A 22,302-nucleotide genomic window follows, 5' to 3' on the forward strand; every position below is an offset into this window, starting at 1 on the left:
GGGGTTGGGACACGGCGCGCCGACGCACGGTTGCACGGATGGTGACGGGAACTGATGTGCCCTGCGTCACGCGATGGTGGAGGCGGCCGGTGATGGAGGGGCTTCGAGAGGTTCCTGGGGACGGTGGCTCCGAGGAGTTTCCGGGACGAGAAGGATCCGGGCACGGACGACGGGCGCGAGCCGGGTGGTGCAGACGCCCTGGGTGAGGCGCGGTCGGTGGCCGACGCCGGGGCGACGGCGGGCGTCGTGCACACGGCCGCGGTGCTGCCGGTGCGACGTCCCGCGCGTCGTCGTGCCGGTCGGCCGGCTCCGCCGGCCGGCCCCGGGCGTCCCCGGGGCCGGCCGTTTCCTGGGTGACCGGGCTGCTGTCCCCTGCCGTCCGGTCACTGTCCCTGGAGCGCGGTCCCACGACGCACGGCACGGGCCGTGCGCCACACGCTCCAGAGAGCCACGCGTGGCTGTCGAGCCCGCCCCTGGCTGGCACGGACACCGGGACCAACGACGCGGCACATGTGCCGGTCACGCGCCGGACGGGTGAGAACGCCGGACGGGTGAGCGGCGGTGCGGCCCGGGGCCGACGCGGCGCGGCGGCCTCGGCCTGGCCATCGTGCGTCACCTCGCCACCGCCCACGCCGCACGGTCACCGCGACGAGCGAACTGGGCAAGGGCAGTGTCTTCACCCTGCGGCTGCCCGCCGCCCCGGCGGCCGCCGGCACCGCCGAGCCGAAGGAGCCGGGCGACGTCCTGACAGAATCCTCATAACTCTCGTGCACTCTGAGGACCATGACCCCACGACAGCGCTCCAGGTCTCAGCCGCCGTCCGCCGCCACCGGCCGCGACGCCTCCCGGGCAGTGGCCGCCTCCCGCCCGGACCCGCGCCGGCTGGGCCTGCCCACCGCCGCACTGGCCCTGTCCCTCGCCCTCGCCGGGTGCGCGGGCTCCGGTCCGGGCGCCACCGCGACAACGACCCATCAGGCCACGGCCTCCCGCACCACACAGGCCGCGCCCGGGCGCCCGGCGGCGGGCGCCACGCCGTCCGCCTCCGCGCAGGCCCTTGCCCACCTGCCCGGCCTCGGCCCGCACACCGAGGCCGAGATCCCTGCGGACACCCGCCAGGTGGTCCTGGTCACCGGCCGGGACAAGAACTCCTCCGACTCCCAAGTGGCCCTGTACGAGCGCACCGGCGCGGGATGGCAGCCGAAGGCGACGTGGCCGGCCCGCAACGCCCTCAGAGGCTGGACCGACGACCACCACCTCGACGATCTCCGTTCTCCCATCGGTGTGTTCACCCTCACCGACGCCGGCGGACTGCTGCCCGACCCCGGCACCAAGCTGCCGTACCACCAGTCGCGGAGCTTCACCGCCACCGGCACCGGCTTCGACGGCGAACCGCTCGCCGGGGCCTTCGACTACGTCGTGGCGATCGACTACAACCGCGTGCCCGGCACCTCCCCCCTCGACCAGACCAAGCCGCAGGGCGCGGACAAGGGCGGCAACATCTGGCTGCACGTCGACCACGGCGGCCCCACCCACGCCTGCGTGGCCCTGAAGAAGGACGCCATGAGAGCGCTGCTGCGCGCCCTCGACCCCGCACTGCACCCGGTGGTCGTCATGGGCGACGCCGCCTCCCTCGCTCGCTGAGAGCGGGGAAGAACGGCGGGCGGCGAGCGGTGGAGACGCGGGGCGCGGGGCGGTCGGCCGTGCGGGCCGGGCGTGCGGGCCGGGCGTGCGGGCCGGGCGTGCGAGCCCGTCTCAGAGGCGTCGTCAGATCCTGCCGCGGCACAGCTCCAGCAGGGTCATCGCCAGGGTCGTGCCCGACTTGCCGAGCGCGTCCCGGTAGTGGGCGAGGATCTCGTTCTCCCGGGAGAGGTTCACCCGCCGCCCGCCGGAGGCGATCCGGGCCTCCTGGATCACGGCGGAGACAGCCATCCGTTCCTGGATCAGTCCGATGATCCGGTCGTCGAGCTCGTCGATGCGCCGGCGGGCGTCGGTGATCACACCGGCGGCCTCGGGCGTGCGCGCACCGGTGGCGTCCAGGCCTGCCGTGCGGCCGGCGTCCGGGCCTTCGGCACTGCTGCGGGCGGCGCTCGCGTCGGTGGTCACGGTCATCAGGGGCTCCTCGTCACACGGGGTGCCCCGGAACGGCACGGTCCGGAAAACGCCTGGCGCCCCGGACCGTATCGGCCCGGGGCGCCAGGGAAGTCGCTTGTCAGGTGCTCAAGCAGCACGACCATGGCAGCCGGCGGGCCGGTTGCCATAGGTAAACAGGTAGGTCGGGTGCTGGAGCATGCCCTCAGTATGCCCTGACCGGCGCGGGCGTCCAATGCGGTTCGGATCGTGAGATGCACGACGGCGTACGGCGGCACGTGAGATACGCGACGTTGGAACGTGAGATACGCGACGGTGGAACGTGAGATACGCGACGGTGGAACGTGAGATGCGCGACGGCGCAGCGTGAGATGCGCGACGGCGGGCCCTGGGCACCGGCGGCGCGGACCGGGCCGGTGCGGCACCTCGGTAGAATCGGACAGCAGCAAGCCCCCGCCCAGCCGCCGGAAGGCAACCCGTGTCATCTGCGCCCTCCGCTGCCGCCGCTCCCGACACCGTTCTGGTCGTCGACTTCGGTGCGCAGTACGCCCAGCTCATCGCCCGCCGTGTCCGCGAGGCCCGGGTCTACAGCGAGATCGTCCCGAGCACCATGCCGGTGCCGGAGATCCTGGCCAGGAAACCGGCGGCGATCATTCTCTCCGGCGGCCCGTCCTCGGTGTACGAGGAGGGCGCGCCGCGTCTGGACCGCGAGATCTTCGAGGCCGGCATCCCGGTCTTCGGCATGTGCTACGGCTTCCAGCTGATGGCCCAGACCCTCGGCGGCACCGTCGACAACACCGGCGCGCGCGAGTACGGCCGCACCCCGCTGACGGTCTCCAAGCCGTCCTCCACCCTGTTCGAGGGCACCCCGGCCGAGCAGTCCGTGTGGATGTCGCACGGCGACGCCTGCTCCGCCGCGCCGGAGGGCTTCACCGTGACGGCCTCCACGGACGTCGTCCCGGTCGCCGCGTTCGAGAACGACGAGAAGCGGCTCTACGGCGTCCAGTACCACCCGGAGGTCATGCACACCACGCACGGCCAGCAGGTGCTGGAGCACTTCCTGTACCGCGGGGCGGGCCTGGAGCCGAACTGGACCACCGGCAACGTCATCGACGAGCAGGTCCAGGCCATCCGCGAGCTGGTCGGCGACAAGCGCGCGATCTGCGGCCTGTCCGGCGGCGTGGACTCCGCGGTGGCCGCCGCCCTGGTGCAGAAGGCCATCGGCGACCAGCTGACCTGCGTGTACGTCGACCACGGCCTGATGCGCAAGGGCGAGACCGAGCAGGTCGAGAAGGACTTCGTGGCCGCGACCGGTGTCCAGCTGAAGGTCGTCGACGCCGAGCAGCGCTTCCTCGACGCCCTCAAGGGGGTCACCGACCCCGAGGAGAAGCGGAAGATCATCGGCCGCGAGTTCATCCGCGTCTTCGAGCAGGCCCAGGCCGAGATCGTCGCCGACGAGGGCCCGGCCGTGGAGTTCCTGGTGCAGGGCACGCTGTACCCGGACGTGGTCGAGTCCGGCGGCGGCACCGGCACCGCCAACATCAAGTCGCACCACAACGTCGGCGGCCTGCCCGACGACCTCGAGTTCAAGCTGATCGAACCGCTGCGCAAGCTGTTCAAGGACGAGGTCCGCATGGTCGGCCAGGAGCTGGGCCTGCCGGAGGAGATCGTCCACCGCCAGCCATTCCCCGGCCCCGGCCTCGGCATCCGCATCGTCGGCGAGGTCACCAAGGAGCGCCTGGACCTGCTGCGCGAGGCCGACGCCATCGCCCGCGAGGAGCTGACCGCGGCCGGACTGGACCGGGACATCTGGCAGTGCCCGGTGGTGCTGCTCGCCGACGTCCGCTCCGTCGGCGTCCAGGGCGACGGCCGCACCTACGGCCACCCGATCGTGCTGCGCCCGGTGTCCAGCGAGGACGCCATGACGGCCGACTGGTCGCGCCTGCCGTACGACGTCCTCGCCCGGATCTCCACCCGGATCACCAACGAGGTCCGGGACGTCAACCGGGTCGTCCTCGACGTGACCTCGAAGCCGCCGGGGACCATCGAGTGGGAGTGATCCCGGACACGGTTCCGGGTCAGGTCCGCCGGAGGGTACGCACCGGCTCTCCGGGCTTCCAGACCTGGACGACCAGGCACTGGTCGTCCTCGATGTAGGTCGTCCGTACGACCTGTGCCAGCTCGGTGCGGAAGAGGTGGAACGGCTCCGGCGGTTCCACCTCTTTCACGTACGCGCCCTTCACCGCGGGATCGGTCACCTCCACCGCCCGTCCGGAGATCCGCACGTCGCCGCCGCCCATGTCCGTGCCCGCCCCGGGGTTCGCCTGCAGCGCGAACCGCGGGTCCCGGCGCAGATCGAGCGCCTTGAGCGAGTCCGGCATCATCCCGCACCACAGCTCGCCCAGGAGGAACTGCACCTCCACACCGCTGGTGCGGGGCGATCCGTCCTTGCGCAGGGTCGCCAGCACGTGGTGCCGGAAGGCGCCGAAGCGCCTCTCCACGATGCCGGCCAGTTCCGGTTCCGCGGCGGCGAACGCCGCCCAGTTCGTCGTCATGAAGACAAGTCTCGCGCCGGAACGGGACGGCCTCCATCGAGTTTCGGTCGGGGCCATCGGGTTTCGGCCGGGGGTGGTTCGGGTGACGGGTGCGGTTCGGCGGCCGAGGCGGGGACGGGCGGCGGCCGGCGGGGGCGGCGGGCCGGACGGGTTCGGCGGTGGGCCGGACTCGGCTGCTGGGCGGGCCGGAGGCCGGAGCGTGGGTGCTCGCCGGGTCCGGCGCCGTCCGTCGTGCCCTGGCCGTGGGGCGGTTTCGGCCATCCGCCGGCCGCGGTCCTGCGTCGGATTTCGGCTGTCCGTCCACGGCACGCAGCGGACCGGACGGCCGGCCGGGGTGCCGCGCCTCGGGCCGTTCACCTGCACCTTCCGGAACACCGGACGACAGGGAGCCCGCTGCGCGCAGCCGCCATCGAGTCAACCCGGCTTCACTTCCGTCACTCGCACTGACCAGAGCGTGCGGCCGGGCAGACGCGGAGAGGGCCGATTGGGGCACAATTCGCAGTCGGCGTACGGGTGTTGTCCGCCGGACAGCGGCGGACCGGCGGGGAAGGCGGCATCGGGCGTGGCAGTGCAGGAAGCGAGGGACAACGTGGCGGCGGGCGCCCACGCGGGCGGCTGCATGTGCGGGGACTGCCCGCACGGGGCGCGTGCCGGGCACCGGCGGGCCGTGGCCGAGTTCCTCGCGAAGCGGGACGAGTTCGCCGCGGGCCAGGGCCTGCCGGCGGCCGTGGCCCACTCGGCGTCGGCCTCGCGGCAGTGGATCTCGGAAGAGCTGACGCAGACCGCGGAGGAAGTCGCCGCCCGGGCGCGGGCCGAGGGCGAGGTCTGGCTCCGCCGGGTCGGGCGCTGGACGATGTACGCGGTGTGGGGCGCGGTCGTCCTGCTGCTGCTCGTGCAGGCGCTGACCGCGATCGGCGCGGGCTGGACCGCCGCGCGCACCGCGGGCCTGCTGGCCGCGGCCGTGGTGGGCCTGGCGCTGACGGCCGCCTCCTGGCTCCACCGGGCCCGGGGCGGTGCGCTGGCCCCGGTGATCGGCGAGGACAACCGGCTGTCCACCTCGCGCGCGGTCGCGGCGAGCTGGGTGCTGTTCGTGGTGTACGCGGTGCTCGTCCTGGCCGGCCGCCTGGCCGCCGCCTCGGACCACGCCGAGCGGGACGCGCTGATCTCCGGCCTGGACCTGGCCCGGGGTGCGGGCATCGTCACCGTGCTCGCCGTGGTGTGCGGCATCGCGGTGCTGGTGCGGCGGGTGGTCGCACTGCGGGTGCTGGGGCAGCGGCTGCAGAAGGTGCGGGCCGAGCGGCCCCGCGCGGCCGACCTGCTCACCGACGACGCCGGACGCGGAACCTTCACCGACATCCAGTACGTCGTGATCAGCACCGTCGCCCTGGTGTACGCGGCGGTCCGGCTGGCCCGGCGACCCGACCAGCTGCCCGACCTGCCGTGGGGGCTCGCGGTGCTGGTGCTGGTGTCCGCGGCGACCTACATGGCGGGCAAGTACGCCGAGGGCGGCCGGCCGGTGATCCTGTCGGTGGTCCGGTCCCGGGAGGCGGGCGACCTGGACGCGGCCATCCGCACCGGTGACGACATCGAGATCCGCGGCGCCGGCTTCGTCCCGCCCGGGGCGCAGCGGGCCGACCGGCTCGCCCGGATGGTGGTCCGCATCGGCACCGTCCACGTCCACGTCCCCCTCGTCCCGGTCCCCGGCGGCTTCAGCAATCCGACGGACACGGCGCTGACCGTCCCCGTGCCCGCCGATGTGGAGCCCGGCCGGGTCGAGGTGCAGCTGGTGACCGCCGCGGGCGTGGAGACCAACCGGTACACCATCGACGTGACGGAGTGACGAGCGCCCGTCCGGGGCCCTCACCTCGCCGCCTCCCGCCGCTCGCGTCGCCGTCCCGTCCCGCGCGCCTTCCACACCGTGCGACGGCCTTCCCGCCGACGGGTGCAAGGTCGCACGAAAGTCGGAATGCGCTGCGCAAAACGGCCCGGCTGGATTGAACGGGACGTTTTCTCTCTGCGTATCGTCCTGTCGAGGCGTGAACGGCACGGTGGTGAGAGGCGGCTGAACAGCGATGACCCAAGGCCTTCGGATGGACACACGGACCTCGTACGTCGACCGGAGCAGCACCTGGCGGGACATGATCTCCCGCTACCCCCTCCTTCCCCTGCGGGTCTTCCTCGGCGTCACCTTCATCTACGCGGGCCTGGACAAACTCACCGACAGCACCTTCCTGCGGGCCACCGGATCCGGCTCGATCGGCGAGACCATGCGCGCGGTCCGCGACTCCTGTGCCGTCCCGGCCCTCGTCGACCTGGCCCTGAAGAGCCCGGTCGGCTTCGGCTACGCCATCTCCCTCGGGGAACTCGCCGCCGGCATCGGCATCCTGATCGGCCTGCTGGGCCGCGTCGCCGCGCTCGGCGGCGCGCTGATCTCCCTCAGCCTGTGGCTCACCGTCAGCTGGTCCTCCACCCCCTACTACTACGGCAACGATCTCGCCTACCTGATGGCCTGGCTGCCCCTCGTCCTCGCCGGCACTCCGCTGCTGTCCGTGGACGCGCTGCTGCGGGAGCGCAGGCACTGAGCGCCTGGGCGCGGTGCGCGCGGCTCCCGTGAGCTGCGGGCCGGGCTCAGCCTGCTTCGTCGGCCCGCGGCGGCCGGTGCTCGCCGTGACCGGCACGGCGGCTCGTCCGCCGTACGGCCCGGCAGAGGACCGAGACCGCGCCGGCCAGGAAGAGCCCGCCGACGACCAGTGGTCCGCTCACGAACCACGGTGTGTGCCACAGGCCGCGGGCGTCACCCGCGTAGACGATGCCCGCGGCGATCAGAAACAGACCGCCCACCAGCCTCCCCGGCTGGAACTCATGACGCAGCACGGCTCACCTCCGCCTGTCCGATGCCGACGTGCAGGTCGAGGGAGACAGTCCCGCCGCTCGGGCTGTCCGTCGCCGGAGGCAGGACCACGCGCTCGTGCCTGCCCGGGGCCACGTCCACGTCCTTGGCGTCGTCGCCCGGCAACTGGATGTCGCCGACCCCCACGTCGATGGTCGCCCGCACGGTCACGTCCGGAGGGACGATCACTGTCAGCCGTCCCACTCCCACGTGTGCCCGTGCCGTCACCGTCCGGTCGTCGCCGGGGCGTATTCGGGACAGATCGAGGGTGCCGTCGCCCGTGCCCACCCGGTAGCTCCGGCGGACGTCCGCCACCGAGGCCGGCTGCCAGGACGGGTGCGACCAGTGGGCGCTGATGTCCTGCGGAAGGGCCGCCGAGGCGGTGAGCAGAGCCGCGGTGACCAGGGCCAGGAAGACCGAGCCGGCGCCGGTCCGGCCCAGGAAGGCACTGAGCGCCATGCCCACGCCGAAGACACCGAGCGCGCAGGCCAGGCCGGTCTGCAGGGCGGCACCGAACGAGTGTCCCGGCCAGGTGGCGCGCGCACCGAGGAAACCGGCGACCAGCGCGAGCAGGAACACACAGCCGCCGATCGAGCGCGGCCCGCGCGGACGCGGTGTCTCCGGCCGCGGCACGGACTCCGCCGTGCGGCCGGGGGTCCCCCGGCCGATGTTCACCGCTGCCGCGACGTCCCGGTCCCGTGGGTCCTGGGGACCCCACAGATACCCGGTGCCGCCGACGTGTGTGCCGTCCTTGACGATCGGATCACGCCACCAGGAGGGGTAGGAGGCCGGCACCGGAGGCGCCTGGGCCTCCGGCGGGGCGTCGGCCACGGCCTGGGCGGCCAGCGGGTCCGGGGCGGCGGCACGGCGATGCTGCGACCAGTAGCCGGCCCCCGCGAGCAGCAGGGACAGCACGACGCCGAAGGTCAGCACGCTGCCGTTGTTCAGCATCGACAGGAACACGCCGCAGCCGACCAGCGCGAACAGCACGGCCGCCAGGGCAGGGCCGTCCACCCGGCCGGTGAGGAGCTTGCGCGCCTCGTTCTCGTCCTCCTCGTCGGCCGGGACGAAGAGCCAGGCGAAGCCGTAGAACAGCAGACCGATGCCGCCGGTGGCGGCGAGCACGGCCAGCGTGATCCGGAACACGACGGGATCCATGTCGCACTGCCGGCCCAGGCCAGAGCAGACGCCCGCGATCAGCTTGTGCCGCCGGTCACGGCGGAACCGCCAGGGCGCCCCGGGGGCCGCCGGGCCACCGGATGCACCGTCCGCGCCGCCCGCGACGGCACCTGGGGCAGCCGTGGAGCCGCCGGACGCGGCGGGTCCGGGGCCGGCGGCCGGGGAGCCGCTCTCCGCTGCCCCCGGTGCCGTCGCGTCCGTGCCGGAGGCGCCCGGGCCCGCACCCGTGCCGGGCGCGGAGTTCTCCGGCCCGGCGCTCGCGGAGCGGCGCGAGCCGGGTTCCGGACCCGTCGCGGCGTGCTGGTGATTCGTCATGCGTCCATGGTGACGGGCGCGCCACCGCGGCGGCAGCCGGTACGACCCTGGCCGGACCCTGATTCGCCCCTGATCGCGAGCCGGGGATGTGTTCGACCCGTTCCGGGCACCCCGCCGGACACGGCCGTCACGGAGCCGCACGGAAGATCAGGGGCGTATCGGGGACGGACCCTGATGACCCTTTCGCGCGGGCATGTGACCATCGATGGCATGCCGGAAGCCGCAGCACCGCCCCTCGACGACCCGCGGCCGCCGCGCAAGCTCTACCGCAGCAGCGACGGACGCTGGCTCGGCGGAGTGGCGCGGGGCCTGGCCGGGCACCTCGGCCTGCCCGTGGTGTGGGTGCGGCTGGTCTTCGCGGGCCTGATCATGGCCGACGGCCTCGGCGCCCTGCTGTACGCGGCCTTCTGGTTCTTCGTTCCGCTCGGGGTGGGCGGGGTGAGCGGGCAGAGACCGCCCTCCTTCGTCACCACCGAGGTCTCGTCCGACGGCCGCCGCAGGATCGTCGCTCGCAAACCGGACAAGGGCCAGCTCGTCGCCCTGCTCCTGATGATCGTCGTGGCGATGGTCTTCGTCCGCAACGTGAACCTGGGCGCCGGGGCCAAGGTCTACCTCCTGCCGGCGGTCCTCGTCGCCGCCGGTGTCGCCGTGGTCTGGCGCCAGGCGGACAACGCCCGCCGCGCCCGCTGGGTCGAGGCCGGCCGCCGTCCTCGCACGTTCACGCTGCTGCGGGCCGGCGCGGGCGTGCTGCTGGTCACGGTCGGAGTCTCCACGCTTCTCGTGCTGCAGGGCTCCGCCGCCCACCTCGGTCCCGTGCTGCAGGCGGCCCTCGCCGTCCTGGCCGGCATCACGCTGCTGGCCGGACCGTACCTGGTGCGGATGACCCAGGACCTGTCCGAGGAGCGGCTGATGCGCATCCGCGCCCAGGAGCGCGCCGAGGTCGCGGCCCACGTCCACGACTCGGTCCTGCACACCCTCACCCTCATCCAGCGCAACGCGGAGAACCCGGGCGAGGTGCGGCGCCTGGCCCGTGCCCAGGAGCGCGACCTGCGCGCCTGGCTGTACCGGCCCCAGGGCAACGGCAAGGACGACGACGAACCGGCCACCCTCGCCGAGGCGGTCAAGCGCAACGCCGCCGAAGTGGAGGACAAGCACGGTGTCCCCATCGAGGTGGTCGTGGTCGGCGACTGCCCGCTCGACGAACGGATCGGCGCGCAGATGCAGGCCGCGCGGGAAGCCATGGTGAACGCGGCCAAGTACGGTGGCGAGGGCGGCCCCGTGCAGGTGTACGCGGAAGTGGAGGGCCGGACGGTGTTCGTGTCCGTCCGGGACCGCGGCCCCGGCTTCGACCTCGACGCGATACCCGCCGACCGCATGGGCGTCAGAGAATCGATCATCGGCCGCATGGAGCGCAACGGGGGCACGGCCCGGGTCCGCGCGGTGCCCGACGGCGGCACGGAGGTCGAGCTGGAGATGGAGAGGGCGGAGAACACGTGATGAGCGAGCCGACCGAGACGAACGGCACGGCGGGAGGGGAGACGGCCGGCGACGCCGGAAAGCGGCACGTGCGCGTGGTTCTCGTCGACGACCACCGCATGTTCCGCACCGGCGTGCAGGCGGAGATCGGCCGGACCGAGGAGACCGGGGTGGAGGTGGTCGGCGAGGCCGCGGACGTCGACCAGGCGGTCACGGTCATCACCACGACCCGCCCCGAGGTGGTGCTGCTCGACGTGCACCTGCCCGGCGGCGGCGGAGTGGAGGTGCTGCGGCGCTGCGCTGCGCTGATGGCCGACCCCGAGCGGCCCACGCGCTTCCTCGCGCTGTCCGTCTCCGACGCGGCCGAGGACGTGATCGGGGTGATCCGCGGCGGCGCCCGCGGCTACGTCACCAAGACGATCACCGGCGCGGACCTCGTCGACTCGATCTACCGGGTCCAGGAGGGCGACGCCGTGTTCTCGCCCCGGCTGGCCGGGTTCGTCCTCGACGCGTTCGCCTCCACCGACGCCTCGCCCGTGGACGAGGACCTGGACCGGCTCACCCAGCGCGAGCGCGAGGTGCTGCGGCTCATCGCCCGCGGCTACGCCTACAAGGAGATCGCCAAGCAGCTGTTCATCTCCATCAAGACGGTCGAGTCCCATGTCTCGGCGGTGCTGCGCAAGCTGCAGCTGTCCAACCGCCACGAGCTGACCCGCTGGGCGACGGCACGACGCCTGGTGTGACACGGCGCCCGTGACGGCACGCCGCACGGCCGGCCCCGTCCGCGGGTGTCCGCTCAGGCCACCCGCGTAGCGCCCGCGAAGGGCATCGAGTCGACCGGTGCCAGGCGCACCCGGGCGGAGGGGTGCGGTGCGTGGATCATCTGCCCGTTGCCCACGTAGATGCCGACGTGACTGATGCCCCGGTAGAAGAACACCAGGTCGCCGGGGCGCAGCTCGGACCGTGACACCCGGCGGCCGGCACCGATCTGGGCGTAGCTGGTGCGCGGCAGCTGAATCCCGGCGGCGCGGTAGGCCGCCTGCACCAGTCCCGAGCAGTCGAAGGCGTCCGGGCCGGTCGCGCCCCACACATACGGGCTGCCGATCTTGCGGTAGGCGTAGGCGACGGCCGCCGCCGCCCGGGAGGTGGGCGCGGGGAGAGCGTGGCGGGCCGCGCCGGTCTTCGGTGCGGCGGCGGTCGTGCGCGAGGTCAGGGCCTCGTCCTCACCGAGCCGCTCGCGCTGCCGCGCGGTGAGCCGGGACAGCAGCCGCCGGGCCTCGGCCAGCTTGCCGGTGATCGTCTGCTTCTGCCGGCGCAGCTCCGCCTGCCGGTCGCGCAAGGACGCCGCCGTGACGCGGGCCTCGCCGCGCAGCTGCTCGATCTCCCTCAGCTGCCGGCGTGCCTCGGCCACCTGGGCCGTCTGCCGGGCGTTCGCCCGCTCGGTGAGGGCGGCGTCGTCCAGGAAGCGCTTCGGATCGGCGGAGAACACCAAGGCCATCGTGGGATCGATCCCGCCCTCCCGGTACTGCGCGGCGGCGAGCGAGCCCAGCGCGTCCCGGGCCTCGTTCAGCCGCTGCTGCCGCCGCGCGGCCTCCTCGCCGAGCGTCCGCAGCCGCCGGGCGGCCGCGTCCGCCTGCTCCTTGGCGCCGTTGTACTTCTCGGTGGCGGCCTCCGCCTCCCGGTACAGCTTCTCCACCCGGGCCTGCACCTGCGCGGGGGTCGGTGCGGGCGCGGCCTGCCCGGTGCCGTCCAGGGCGGTCGCGGTCGCCGCGCCCGCGAGGACGATCGTGACGGCCGCACGGGTTGTACCGGCGCCGAGCGAGCGCTGTCGGGGCTTGCGGTGCACTGCCACCTGGAGGGTCACGTCCCTTCGTCCGACCACTGGGGGGTGTCCGGCGGGCGCCCGTGCGGCTGGACACGGACCGCCACCGGACGTCTGGGCGGTGATGCCGGCGCTCCCGGAGCGGGCGAGCGACGGGAGGCCGGCACCTGGGCGAGGACGCTAGGCCCGGTCGGGTCGACCGGGTGACCTCATGTACGGAACTGGCGCCACAGGTTCATCTCGTGACCGATTGCGACCACTGGTCACACAGGGGATCTGCATCTTTACTGTGCGTGATGATCGATTCGCTCTTGCGATGGGGCAGGGGAGTCCACCGGGACCTCGTCCGGCACGTCCGCCCGCCGTCGGCCGGTGCCGGTCGCCCGGGCCGGTGTCCGGAGGGCCAGGACCCGGTGGTTAGGCTCCGGCCCCATGGACGTACTCCTCCACCTCTTCGTCGGCCTGCACATCATCGGCATCGCCGCGCTGCTCGGCGGCTTCCTCACTCAGATGAAGGCCATGGGCCAGGGCACCGCCCGCTTCGTGCCGGGCATGCTGCACGGCGCGCTCACCATGCTGGTCACCGGAGTCGCCCTGGTCGGCCTCAACGAGGCCCAGGGCGCTCACGTCGACAACATCAAGATCGGCATCAAGCTGGCGGTGCTGATCGTGATCCTCGCCCTGGTCTACGTGAAGCGCGACGAGGAGAAGGTCGACAAGGGCATGTTCGGCCTGGTGGGCCTGCTGACCATGGTGAACATCTTCATCGCGGTGCTCTGGACCTGACCTCCGCGCGCGCCTGTGCGCCCGCGCAGGCGGCGACGGCCGGCCACGCCGCCACCGCCACCCACAGCAGCACCTCCCCGGCCACCCTCAGCCCCGGGACGTCCAGCGCAGCGGCGACCGACAGCGCCGCCGCGGCGGTCATGCCCATCGGGAAGACCGTCGCCCAGCGGCGCGGGTCACAGCCGGGCCGGGGCCTCACCGGCTCGGCGAGCAGCAGGACGGCGTACCAGCACAGCCCCAGGGCGAGCAGTCCCAGCGTCGTGGTGCGCAGGACCGCCGCGTCGTCCGCGTTCCACAGATACGGCCCGGCGCGGGACGCGGCGATCAGTTTCGCCCCGGCCACGGCGGAGATCGCCGGCGCGCCGCCCGCCACCCACTGCACGATCAGCCACGGCCACAGCAGCGCCGCCGGCACCAGCGGCACCACGGCGGCCGCGTGCAGCCCGACCACGGAGAAACCCGTACCCAGCACGGCGGTCGCGGCCACCCCGGTGAGCGCCCCGGGCGTCCCGGCCTCCCGCAGCAGCCGGGCGGCGACGTCGACGGCCAGCGCCAGCCAGGACAGGCAGGCCACCGCGAGGGCGGCCAGGGCCGGCAGCGGGTGGCCCGCCGCCTCCAGACCGACCGCGAGGATGCCGGTCGCCATGACGGCGGTCCCCGCGGCCGGCGGACGCTGCGCCAGCCAGGCACCCCAGGCACCGGAACAGGAGGCGGGCACGGCCCGATGCCAGGCCGGGTGCGCACGGTCCTGCCCGCCGTCCGGCGCCCGGCATTCCCCCTGGCCCTGCGCGCAGAGGGGACTCTTCACCCCCGTCCGTACGGACGGTCCGGCGGGCCCGGCACGCACCGCCGCCGGACGGGCGGCAGGGGCGGGCCGGGGAAGGCGCCCCGGGCTGTCGGTGGGGCGCCCTAGACTCGTAGAGCGATGAGCAGCCTCTTTGACGACAGCTTCCTGGCGGACCTCCAGGCCTCCCGCGGCCCCGAGGAGGAGCCCCCGCCGCCGCCCGAGGACGATCACGTACCGGAACCGGTTCCGGACGATCTGTTCGGCGGGAAGTTCGACCTGCCCCCGGACCGGGACGCCTACTACCGCGACGGAGCCCACCGCCCTGCCGTGGACTCCGCCGCCCTGCTGGAGGGGCTGAACGACAACCAGCGTGCCGCCGTCGTGCACTCCGGCTCACCGCTGCTCATCGTGGCCGGCGCCGGCTCCGGCAAGACCCGGGTGCTCACCCACCGCATCGCCTGGCTGCTGGCCGAGCGCGGCGTCCACCCCGGCCAGATCCTGGCGATCACCTTCACCAACAAGGCCGCGGGCGAGATGAAGGAGCGCGTCGAGCAGCTCGTCGGCTCGCGGGCGAACGCGATGTGGGTGATGACCTTCCACAGCGCGTGCGTGCGCATCCTGCGCCGCGAGGCGAAGAAGCTCGGCCTGACCTCCTCCTTCTCGATCTACGACGCCGCCGACTCCAAGCGCCTGATGGCCCTGGTCTGCCGCGACCTGGACCTCGACCCGAAGCGGTTCCCGCCCAAGTCGTTCAGCGCCAAGATCAGCAACCTGAAGAACGAGCTGATCGACGAGGAGGACTTCGCCGCCCAGGCCACGGACGGCTTCGAGAAGACCCTCGCCCAGGCCTACGCCCTGTACCAGTCGCGGCTGCGCGAGGCCAACGCCCTCGACTTCGACGACCTGATCATGACGACGGTGCATCTGCTGCGCGCCTTCCCGGACGTGGCCGAGCACTACCGCCGCCGGTTCCGGCACGTCCTGGTCGACGAGTACCAGGACACCAACCACGCGCAGTACGCCCTCGTCCGCGAACTCGTGGGCACCGCAGGACACTCCGACGACGCCGGCGACCCGCAGGGCGAGCCGGACGTCCCGCCCGCGGAGCTGTGCGTGGTCGGTGACGCCGACCAGTCGATCTACGCCTTCCGCGGGGCGACGATCCGCAACATCCTCCAGTTCGAGGAGGACTACCCGGACGCCACCACGATCCTGCTGGAGCAGAACTACCGCTCCACGCAGACGATCCTGTCCGCCGCCAACGCGGTCATCGAGAACAACCAGTCGCGCCGCCCGAAGAACCTGTGGACCGACGCGGGCGCGGGCGCCCGCATCACCGGCTACGTCGCCGACTCCGAGCACGACGAGGCGCAGTTCGTCGCCGACGAGATCGACCGCCTGACCGACGCGGGCGAGGCCAGGCCCGGCGACGTCGCCGTCTTCTACCGCACCAACGCCCAGTCCCGTGTCTTCGAAGAGGTCTTCATCCGGGTCGGCCTGCCCTACAAGGTCGTCGGCGGGGTCCGCTTCTACGAGCGCAAGGAGGTCCGCGACGTCCTGGCCTACCTGAGGGTGCTGGCCAACCCGGAGGACTCCGTTCCGCTGCGGCGCATCCTGAACGTGCCCAAGCGGGGCATCGGCGAACGCGCCGAGGCGATGATCGACGCCCTCGCCCAGCGGGAGAAGATCAGCTTCGCGCAGGCGCTGCGCCGGGTCGACGAGGCGTACGGCATGGCCGCCCGGTCGGTGAACGCCGTCAAGCGCTTCAACGCGCTCATGGAGGAACTCCGCACGATCGTCGAGTCGGGCGCGGGCCCGGCCACCGTGCTGGAGGCCGTGCTCGAACGCACCGGCTATCTCGCCGAGTTGCAGTCCTCCAGCGACCCGCAGGACGAGACCCGCATCGAGAACCTGCAGGAACTGGCCGCCGTCGCCCTGGAGTTCGAGCAGGAGCGCGGCGAGGGCGAGCAGGGCACGCTCGCCGACTTCCTGGAACAGGTCGCGCTGGTCGCCGACTCCGACCAGATCCCCGACGAGGAGGAGGGCGACGGCGTCGTCACGCTGATGACGCTGCACACCGCCAAGGGCCTGGAGTTCCCGGTGGTCTTCCTCACGGGCATGGAGGACGGCGTCTTCCCGCACCTGCGGGCCCTCGGCCAGACCAAGGAACTGGAGGAGGAACGGCGCCTGGCCTACGTCGGCATCACGCGCGCCCGGGAACGGCTGTACGTGACCCGCGCGGTGATGCGCAGCGCCTGGGGGCAGCCGGCGTACAACCCGCCCTCCCGGTTCCTGGAGGAGATCCCGCCGGTGCACCTGGACTGGAAGCGGACGGGCGGGTCGGCGGCGGCCTCCTCCGGCGCGGCCTCGGCCGTGGCGGCCTCGCTGTCCTCGTCCCGCTCCCGCTCCTCCGCGTCCGGGGCGTCGGGCTTCGCCACGCGCCGCGCCCAGGAGAAGCCGGCGGTGTCCCTCGCGGTCGGTGACCGGGTCACCCACGACCAGTTCGGACTCGGCACGGTCGTCGCGGTCAAGGGCTCGGGCGCCAACGCGGAGGCGACCATCGACTTCGGCGACGACAAACCCAAGCGGCTGCTGCTGCGGTACGCGCCGGTGGAGAAGCTCTGACGCACGGCGTGCGCGCCCGGCTCACCCGCCGGGGCGCACGCCGCCCGCAGTGGCCGGACGCCGGGCGGCAGACGGCATTCGGGACTTCCCGGACACCGCTCAGGGCCGGTCGGCTCAGGTCGGGTCGAGGCCGTGGCTGCGCAGCCACGGCAGCGGGTCGATCGGCGCCCCGCCGCCCGGCCGGACTTCGAAGTGCAGGTGCGGGCCGGTGGAGTTGCCGGAGTTCCCGGAGTACGCGATGGGCTGACCGGCCTTCACCGTCGTGCCGGACGGCACCCGGTAACGGGAGAGGTGGCAGTACCACGTCTCCGTGCCGTCCTTCGCGGTCACGATCATCATGTTGCCGTAGGCGCTGTTCCACTGGGTGCGCACCGTGCCGTCGGTCGCGGCCATGACCGTGGTGCCGTAGGCGACGGGGAAGTCGATGCCGGTGTGCACCGACATCCAGTTCACCCCGGCCTGGCCGAAGTAGGCGCTCAGCCCTTTCTGCGTGACCGGCAGCAGGAACTTGGGACGCAGCCGCTCCTTGCGGGCCGCCTCCTCCGCCGCCTTCCGCTGCTCGGCTTCCTTCTGCGCCTTGAGGTCGATGCGCTCCTGGGTGCGGCTGGCCCGGTCGGCGAAGTCGTCGGCGCCGGCGGACAGGCTCTGCAACTGGCTGTCCAGCTGGTTGTTGGCGGCGGCCGGCTGCACCGGGTGCACATTGGCCGCGGACGCCGTCGCGTCCGAGCCGTCGTCGCCGAAGACACCCACCGAGCCCGCGGCGATCCCGGCGACACCCATCACGCACGCCGAGGGCACCGCCACGGTCAGCAGCGCCGACCGCCGGGCCGGCGCACGCCGCCGCGAACGGCCCGCACTGCGGGAGGCCGCGCGCGGGGAGGGAACGCCGGGCGCGGCCGTGCCCTGCTGCTCGAGGGCTCCGGCCGCCGGCGTGTCGTCCGCGGCCGGGTCGTCGTCCGCCGGGTGCGCCAGGCCGGTGCCGTCGGTGTCGTCACCGCCCTCGCTCTCGCCGAGGGCGCCGGTACGGCCGGTCCCGTGGGTCTCCTGCCACGCCTCGGATGCGTCCTGCGGGGCAAGGCCGGGGAACTGACCGGTCGCGGTGGACGAACTGCCCTCCTGAGCACCGGTGTTCCACTGGGTGGCGTCCCAGGCGCCGGTGTCGTGGACCGCCGGGTCCCAGGCCGTGGTGACGAAGGCGCCGGTGTCGAAGGCGGTGGTGGAGAAAGAGCCGGTGTCGAAGGTGCCGGCGGAGAAGGCCGAGGTGTCGAAGGTCTGCGTGTCCCAGTTCCACTGCTGGGTCCGGCCGGCGGCGTCCGCCGCACCGGGCTGGGGCCAGGCCGTGGTGTCCCACTGGCCCGTGGTCCCGGCGGAGGTCACCGGCTGCTGGAACCCGGTGGCCCAGGCGCCGGTGTCGTAGGTGCCCGTGTCGTGGACGGCGGGGTGCTGGGCCGGGTACGTCGCCCACGTGCCGTGGGCCGTCGTCCCGTGACCGTCGGTGGCCCAGGCCCCGGTGTCCCAGGAACCGGTGGTGTGCGCACCGTCGGCGGCCGGGGCACCGAAGAGGGGGTCGGCCGCGAAGGCCGTGGTGGTGCCGGTGTGCGGGTCGTGGCCGCCGAACGTGGTGAAACCGCCGTGAGCGGCGCCCTGAGCGCCGTACGGCGCGTAGGGCACCGAGGCGTCATCGGAGGCCGGAGCCGGGGTGGTCGCGGTCCCCGACGGATGACGGTCGTTCACCGACTTCTCTTTCGCCTCGACTACAGGGGCTGCCAGAGCAGTGCGGCGACTGTACCCGGCGGTATGCGGGCGCGACAATCTTCTGCATGTTTCCCTCACAGGGGAAGCGGGCAATCGGCCTGGTTCCGGCGGATCGCGGACACGGCCTTGGGGTTGTGTTCGAGGCGGGATTCGAGTGTGAGAGCCCAGCCGGTGGTGTCCGCCGCCGTCGCACACCTGGTCGGTGCGGCCCGGGTCAGGCCACGGTCAGGCCGCCGGTGTGCGCGCCGGCCTCGTCGCCCGGCCGTACGGTGTCCAGCACCAGCCGTATGCCGTTGGCGACGGCCGGGTGGAGCGGCAGGGCCAGATGGCCGATCCCGCTGACCCGGATGTTCTCCGCCTTGAGGTCGGGGTGCTCGATGCACGCCGACTCCAGCGGGTCCATCACATGGTCGAGGTCGCTCCAGAAGCTGACGAAGTAGGTGCGGCAGCCCGGGGCCGGCTGGGCCAGTTCCTGGATCAGCTCGGACCGAGGACGCATCTGGCGCACGATCGGATGGGCATTGGCCAGCGGTGCGACGCGGGTGCCCGCGTGCGGGGTGCCGAGGGTGACCAGCGTGCGGACCCGGCGGTCGCCGCCGAGCCGCTGCACGTAGTAACGGGCGATCAGGCCGCCGAGACTGTGTCCGACGACGTCGACGCGGTCACTGCCGGTGCGTTCGCAGATCTGTTCGATGTGCCGGCCGAGCAGCTCGGCGGCGGTGCGGATGTCGCAGGTCAGCGGCGAGTAGTTGAGCGACTCCACACGGTGCCGGCCGTGCTGGGCGAGGCTGCGGCGCAGCAGCACGAACACCGAGCGGTTGTCGATGAACCCGTGCAGCAGCACCACCGGGGGCTTGGCCTCCTGAGGGAGCCGGGCGGTGCCGTCGGGCGCGTCGGTCGTGTCGTCCGGGCCGCGGCGCTCCTGGACGATCCCGGAGGGGTACAGCAGGACGTGCCCCGCGAGGATCGCCAGCTCCAGTGCGGTCGCCTTCAGCAGGCCCAGCGACAGTCCGGCGATCCGGACCGCGATCAGGCGCCGGCAGAGCGGAAGGATGGGGTCTGCGACCTTGGTGACCTTCATGGCCGGCCTCCTGTCCGCACCCCGGGGGACGGCGGCGTCCCCTGTGTGCTCTTGTGGACGGCTCGCGGTGAAGGCGGCCGGCCTAGCACGAGCGGGGCACGAGGGCCGGAACCCGGGGACCTGGCGTTGCGCACCGGGCGGCGGGCGGTTGCGCCCGCCGGTGCGGCGGTGCGGGCCGGTGCCGTCCCTCGTCCGTGCCCGTGTGTCCTTCGTGCTCTCGCCGGTGCATCGCATCGCCGCGGCGCCCGGTGTGTGCGGCGGTGATGCGGTGACCTTCTCGCGGCTCCCATGACGCTCGTTCCCGCTGTGGCACCCGTGCCGGGATGGGTTGGGCGGCCCGCGGGCCGTGTCGAGGCGGACGGTGCCCGGCACCGGGGTCCCCTTCGGCCCCGAGGGCTTCAGGGAAATTGTCTCACCGTGTGATTTCCCCCTCTGTCCGCACCGTGAAACTGCCGGTTGGGGGATGCTGGCGATAACGTTCGTTCACTTCCCGGGGTGGCGCGGTCCTGGGCGTCCGCCGCGGGGTGGTGCACCCGGTGCGGTGGGCGGCGGAGCGCGGGGGGTGTCCGGGACGCCCGGCAGGCCCCCGTGCTCGACCTGTGCGGTACTTGTCGGTACGGATGGATGTAGTCGCTTCATGGAGGCAGTGATGGGTGTGGCAGCCGGTCCGATCCGCGTGGTGGTGGCCAAGCCGGGGCTCGACGGCCACGATCGGGGTGCGAAGGTCATCGCGCGGGCGCTGCGCGACGCCGGCATGGAGGTCATCTACACCGGACTGCACCAGACCCCCGAGCAGATCGTGGACACGGCGATCCAGGAGGACGCCGACGCGATCGGCCTGTCCATCCTCTCCGGCGCCCACAACACGCTCTTCGCCGCCGTGATCGATCTGCTCAAGGAACGGGACGCCGAGGACATCGTGGTCTTCGGCGGCGGCATCATCCCCGAGGCGGACATCCCGGCGCTGAAGGAAAAGGGCGTCGCGGAGATCTTCACCCCGGGTGCCACCACCCAGTCGATCGTGGACTGGGTCCGGGCGAACGTCCGCCAGCCCGCGGAGGCCTGACCCGCTCGTCCCGGCCGGGCCGCCCGCCGGCGCGGGCCGGGAGCCGCAGGGCCCGTCGCACAGGCCCTGCGGGCCCGCCCGGCCCGTTACGCGGACGCCCGGACCGGAGCAGCCGCGGGAGCAGGAAGCCCCTGACCGCCGCCGGTGCCGGGCCGGACCCCGGCAGCGACCGTCGCCGCCTCAGCCGCCGCGCAGCTCCTCGGCCATCGCGGACCGCACCCGCAAGGTCGTCACCAGACGCTGGAACTCTCCCGCCCAGTGCTCCTCGACGCGGGCGGACGCGGCGTCCTGAGCCACCTCCCGCACCGCCACCAGCTTCTCCAGCCGGTCCGCCTCCGCGGGGTCCAGGCACCGGTCGGCCAGCCCCATGACCCCGCTGAAGCTCCACGGGTAGCTGCCCGCGTCCCGGGCGATCTCGAGCGCGTCGACCACCGCCCGCCCCAGCGGCGCGGCCCACGGCACCGCGCACACCTCGAGCAGCTGGAACGCCTCGTCCAGCCCGTGCGCCGCGATGAAGCCGGCGACCCACTCGGCCCGCTCGTCGGTGTCCAGGGTCTCGACCAGACGGGACCGCTCGGCCAGGGACAGCGCGCCCGGCCCGCCGGACTCGGGCGCCCCGAGCAGGGCCCGCGCCCAGCGGGCGTCCTTCTGCCGCACCGCCGCCCGGCACCAGGCGGCGTGCAGCTCCTCCTGCCAGTCGTCCGCCACCGGCAGCGCCACGATCTCCTGCGGTGTCCGCCCGCCGAGCCTGCCGGGCCAGGTGCTCAGCGGGGCCGCCTCCAGCAGCTGGCCCAGCCACCACGCCCGCTCGCCCCGTCCCGAGGGCGCCTGGGGCACCACGCCGTCGCGCTGCATGCCCGCGTCGCACTCGTGGGGCGCCTCGACCACGAGCGTCGGCGTGCCGCCCGTGTGGTCGACGGCCACGCAGGCCGCCGCCCGTTCGGCCATCCGGGCGGCCAGTGCCGAGCCCGGCAGCGCCGACAGCAGCTGCGCGGCGGTGGCCCGGACGTTGCGGCTGCGGTCGCCGAGGGCCTGCTCCAGGAACGGCTCGTCGTCCGGGCCCAGACGGGTGCGCAGCACGTCGAGGAAGAGCAACCGGTCCTCGGCCCGCTCACTCGTCCAGCCGGAGGCCAGCAGCTCGCGTGCGGCGGCGGGCCGCCGGTCGCGCAGCGCCGCCAGGAGCGCGACCCGCTCGCCGAACAGGCCCTCCTCCCACAGCTGCCGGATGCGGTCCGTGTCGTCCGGGCCGGGCAGGCCCGCGCCGCCTGCCGGGGCCTCCCGCAGGACGAACCGCCACTCCGGGTTCAGCCGCGCCAGCCACCGGGCGCGCGGGCCGGCGAACGCCAGCGCGGCGGGCCGCAGGTCGGTGTGGGCCCGGGCGGCGTCCAGCAGCGCGGGCAGCGTCTCCGGCGGCGGGGCGTAGCCGTGCGCGTTCGCCAGGGCGAGCCACTGGGGCAGCAGCCCCTTCAGGTCGTGGACGGGGCCCCGGCGTCCGCCGCGGTCCGTGCCGGACCGGTCGGCCAGCAGCATCGCGAGCCGGCGGGCCGCCGCCGCGGGCAGGGCCGGGCGGGGATCCTCGGACGCCGGCCGCGGGCGCTGCGCCACCGGTGCCGGGAGCAGCCCCGCCCGCCGCCGGACGGTCTCCACGGCGGCCGTGTCCAGCAGCGCCGCCGGTGCCGGACCGCCGCCCACGCCGTCGGGCAGCGCACGCCGGTCCGTGCCGAGCAGGGCGGTGGTGACCAGCTCCTCCCAGATGCCCGAGCCGGACGCCCCCACCGGGGCGGAGGTCATGACCATGAGCTTCCTTTCCCTTGCCGGGTGCCTGCGAGCGGCCGGAAGGCCGCCGGGGCCGGCATCTCCCCGGGACGGAACAGTCG

Annotated in this window: 18 protein-coding genes; 9 read left to right on the forward strand and 9 right to left on the reverse strand. The window is 73.7% G+C overall.

The features are described 5' to 3' along the window. Positions 1-783: 783 nt before the first annotated feature. Positions 784-1,641, forward strand: coding sequence for a hypothetical protein (locus IE286_RS07345; RefSeq protein WP_229862035.1), 858 nt, complete (start codon positions 784-786; stop codon positions 1,639-1,641). 123 nt (positions 1,642-1,764) lie between these two features. Here IE286_RS07345 and IE286_RS07350 read toward each other — a convergent pair whose 3' ends face one another. Further along, positions 1,765-2,109: a chorismate mutase gene (locus IE286_RS07350; protein ID WP_189795794.1), complete on the reverse strand. Its 345-nt coding sequence runs from the start codon at positions 2,107-2,109 to the stop codon at positions 1,765-1,767. A gap of 457 nt (positions 2,110-2,566) precedes the next feature. Between IE286_RS07350 and guaA the strand changes: the two genes are divergently transcribed. Beyond that, a complete protein-coding gene (gene guaA / locus IE286_RS07355) occupies positions 2,567-4,147 on the forward strand; it encodes a glutamine-hydrolyzing GMP synthase (protein WP_189795795.1) in 1,581 nt (526 codons plus the stop codon). Between the two features lie 19 nt (positions 4,148-4,166). On the opposite strand, the gene IE286_RS07360 is transcribed toward guaA, so the two are convergent. Then, positions 4,167-4,643, reverse strand: coding sequence for a pyridoxamine 5'-phosphate oxidase family protein (locus tag IE286_RS07360; protein ID WP_189795796.1), 477 nt, complete (start codon positions 4,641-4,643; stop codon positions 4,167-4,169). A gap of 562 nt (positions 4,644-5,205) precedes the next feature. Here IE286_RS07360 and IE286_RS07365 point away from each other — a divergent pair. Further along, a complete protein-coding gene (locus IE286_RS07365; RefSeq protein ID WP_189795797.1) occupies positions 5,206-6,483 on the forward strand; it encodes a hypothetical protein in 1,278 nt (425 codons plus the stop codon). Between the two features lie 232 nt (positions 6,484-6,715). After that, positions 6,716-7,225 (forward strand): DoxX family membrane protein, encoded by a 510-nt coding sequence (locus tag IE286_RS07370; RefSeq protein WP_189795798.1) that lies wholly within the window; start codon positions 6,716-6,718, stop codon positions 7,223-7,225. A 46-nt stretch (positions 7,226-7,271) separates the two neighbouring features. On the opposite strand, the gene IE286_RS07375 is transcribed toward IE286_RS07370, so the two are convergent. Continuing rightward, a complete protein-coding gene (locus IE286_RS07375; protein WP_189795799.1) occupies positions 7,272-7,517 on the reverse strand; it encodes a hypothetical protein in 246 nt (81 codons plus the stop codon). Further along, positions 7,504-9,027: a PspC domain-containing protein gene (locus IE286_RS07380; RefSeq protein WP_189795800.1), complete on the reverse strand. Its 1,524-nt coding sequence runs from the start codon at positions 9,025-9,027 to the stop codon at positions 7,504-7,506. The genes IE286_RS07375 and IE286_RS07380 overlap by 14 nt, the downstream gene beginning before the upstream one ends. Before the next feature lie 210 nt (positions 9,028-9,237). Here IE286_RS07380 and IE286_RS07385 point away from each other — a divergent pair, with 210 nt between their 5' ends. Both IE286_RS07385 and IE286_RS07390 read left to right on the forward strand, forming a co-directional pair. Beyond that, complete coding sequence (locus IE286_RS07385) at positions 9,238-10,524, forward strand: ATP-binding protein (protein ID WP_189795801.1); 1,287 nt, start codon at positions 9,238-9,240, stop codon at positions 10,522-10,524. Next, positions 10,524-11,246 (forward strand): LuxR C-terminal-related transcriptional regulator, encoded by a 723-nt coding sequence (locus IE286_RS07390; RefSeq protein ID WP_189795802.1) that lies wholly within the window; start codon positions 10,524-10,526, stop codon positions 11,244-11,246. The genes IE286_RS07385 and IE286_RS07390 overlap by 1 nt, the downstream gene beginning before the upstream one ends. Before the next feature lie 53 nt (positions 11,247-11,299). On the opposite strand, the gene IE286_RS07395 is transcribed toward IE286_RS07390, so the two are convergent. Continuing rightward, positions 11,300-12,355, reverse strand: a complete 1,056-nt coding sequence (locus IE286_RS07395; RefSeq protein WP_189795891.1) for a C40 family peptidase — start codon at positions 12,353-12,355, stop codon at positions 11,300-11,302. Between the two features lie 402 nt (positions 12,356-12,757). Between IE286_RS07395 and IE286_RS07400 the strand changes: the two genes are divergently transcribed. Next, on the forward strand, positions 12,758-13,111 hold the full coding sequence (locus IE286_RS07400; RefSeq protein ID WP_189795803.1) for a hypothetical protein: 354 nt from the start codon (positions 12,758-12,760) through the stop codon (positions 13,109-13,111). Here IE286_RS07400 and IE286_RS07405 read toward each other — a convergent pair. Further along, positions 13,089-13,829: an SLAC1 family transporter gene (locus tag IE286_RS07405; protein ID WP_268255387.1), complete on the reverse strand. Its 741-nt coding sequence runs from the start codon at positions 13,827-13,829 to the stop codon at positions 13,089-13,091. The two genes, IE286_RS07400 and IE286_RS07405, sit on opposite strands and share 23 nt — an antisense overlap. Before the next feature lie 207 nt (positions 13,830-14,036). Between IE286_RS07405 and pcrA the strand changes: the two genes are divergently transcribed. Beyond that, positions 14,037-16,523 carry a DNA helicase PcrA gene (gene pcrA / locus IE286_RS07410; protein ID WP_189795804.1) on the forward strand — a complete coding sequence of 829 codons (2,487 nt, stop codon included), beginning with the start codon at positions 14,037-14,039 and terminating at the stop codon, positions 16,521-16,523. A gap of 114 nt (positions 16,524-16,637) precedes the next feature. On the opposite strand, the gene IE286_RS07415 is transcribed toward pcrA, so the two are convergent. Both IE286_RS07415 and IE286_RS07420 read right to left on the reverse strand, forming a co-directional pair. Beyond that, the gene (locus IE286_RS07415; protein ID WP_189795805.1) at positions 16,638-18,257 is read right to left on the reverse strand and encodes a M23 family metallopeptidase; all 1,620 of its coding nucleotides are present in this window, start codon (positions 18,255-18,257) and stop codon (positions 16,638-16,640) included. Between the two features lie 235 nt (positions 18,258-18,492). Beyond that, positions 18,493-19,359: an esterase/lipase family protein gene (locus tag IE286_RS07420; protein ID WP_189795806.1), complete on the reverse strand. Its 867-nt coding sequence runs from the start codon at positions 19,357-19,359 to the stop codon at positions 18,493-18,495. Positions 19,360-20,008: 649 nt separating this feature from the next. On the opposite strand from IE286_RS07420, the gene icmB reads away from it, so the two are divergent. Continuing rightward, on the forward strand, positions 20,009-20,425 hold the full coding sequence (gene icmB / locus IE286_RS07425) for a coenzyme B12-dependent isobutyryl CoA mutase small subunit (protein ID WP_189795807.1): 417 nt from the start codon (positions 20,009-20,011) through the stop codon (positions 20,423-20,425). A gap of 180 nt (positions 20,426-20,605) precedes the next feature. Here the strand turns inward: icmB and IE286_RS07430 are convergent, their stop codons facing one another. Further along, positions 20,606-22,222: a DUF5691 domain-containing protein gene (locus tag IE286_RS07430; RefSeq protein ID WP_189795808.1), complete on the reverse strand. Its 1,617-nt coding sequence runs from the start codon at positions 22,220-22,222 to the stop codon at positions 20,606-20,608. Positions 22,223-22,302: the final 80 nt, after the last annotated feature.

Origin of the sequence: Streptomyces thermodiastaticus, assembly GCF_014656135.1 — a bacterium.
Taxonomy (GTDB): Bacteria; Actinomycetota; Actinomycetes; order Streptomycetales; family Streptomycetaceae; genus Streptomyces; species Streptomyces thermodiastaticus.

Excerpts from the sequence above, each read along its gene's own strand:
- IE286_RS07345 (WP_229862035.1), top strand. The coding sequence starts at position 784 with ATGACCCCACGACAGCGCTCCAGGTCTCAGCCGCCGTCCGCCGCCACC.
- icmB (WP_189795807.1), top strand. The coding sequence starts at position 20,009 with ATGGGTGTGGCAGCCGGTCCGATCCGCGTGGTGGTGGCCAAGCCGGGG.
- IE286_RS07390 (WP_189795802.1), top strand. The coding sequence starts at position 10,524 with ATGAGCGAGCCGACCGAGACGAACGGCACGGCGGGAGGGGAGACGGCC.
- IE286_RS07370 (WP_189795798.1), top strand. The coding sequence starts at position 6,716 with ATGACCCAAGGCCTTCGGATGGACACACGGACCTCGTACGTCGACCGG.
- IE286_RS07430 (WP_189795808.1), bottom strand. The coding sequence starts at position 22,222 with ATGGTCATGACCTCCGCCCCGGTGGGGGCGTCCGGCTCGGGCATCTGG.
- IE286_RS07420 (WP_189795806.1), bottom strand. The coding sequence starts at position 19,359 with ATGAAGGTCACCAAGGTCGCAGACCCCATCCTTCCGCTCTGCCGGCGC.
- pcrA (WP_189795804.1), top strand. The coding sequence starts at position 14,037 with ATGAGCAGCCTCTTTGACGACAGCTTCCTGGCGGACCTCCAGGCCTCC.
- IE286_RS07360 (WP_189795796.1), bottom strand. The coding sequence starts at position 4,643 with ATGACGACGAACTGGGCGGCGTTCGCCGCCGCGGAACCGGAACTGGCC.
- IE286_RS07380 (WP_189795800.1), bottom strand. The coding sequence starts at position 9,027 with ATGACGAATCACCAGCACGCCGCGACGGGTCCGGAACCCGGCTCGCGC.
- IE286_RS07385 (WP_189795801.1), top strand. The coding sequence starts at position 9,238 with ATGCCGGAAGCCGCAGCACCGCCCCTCGACGACCCGCGGCCGCCGCGC.
- IE286_RS07350 (WP_189795794.1), bottom strand. The coding sequence starts at position 2,109 with ATGACCGTGACCACCGACGCGAGCGCCGCCCGCAGCAGTGCCGAAGGC.
- IE286_RS07400 (WP_189795803.1), top strand. The coding sequence starts at position 12,758 with ATGGACGTACTCCTCCACCTCTTCGTCGGCCTGCACATCATCGGCATC.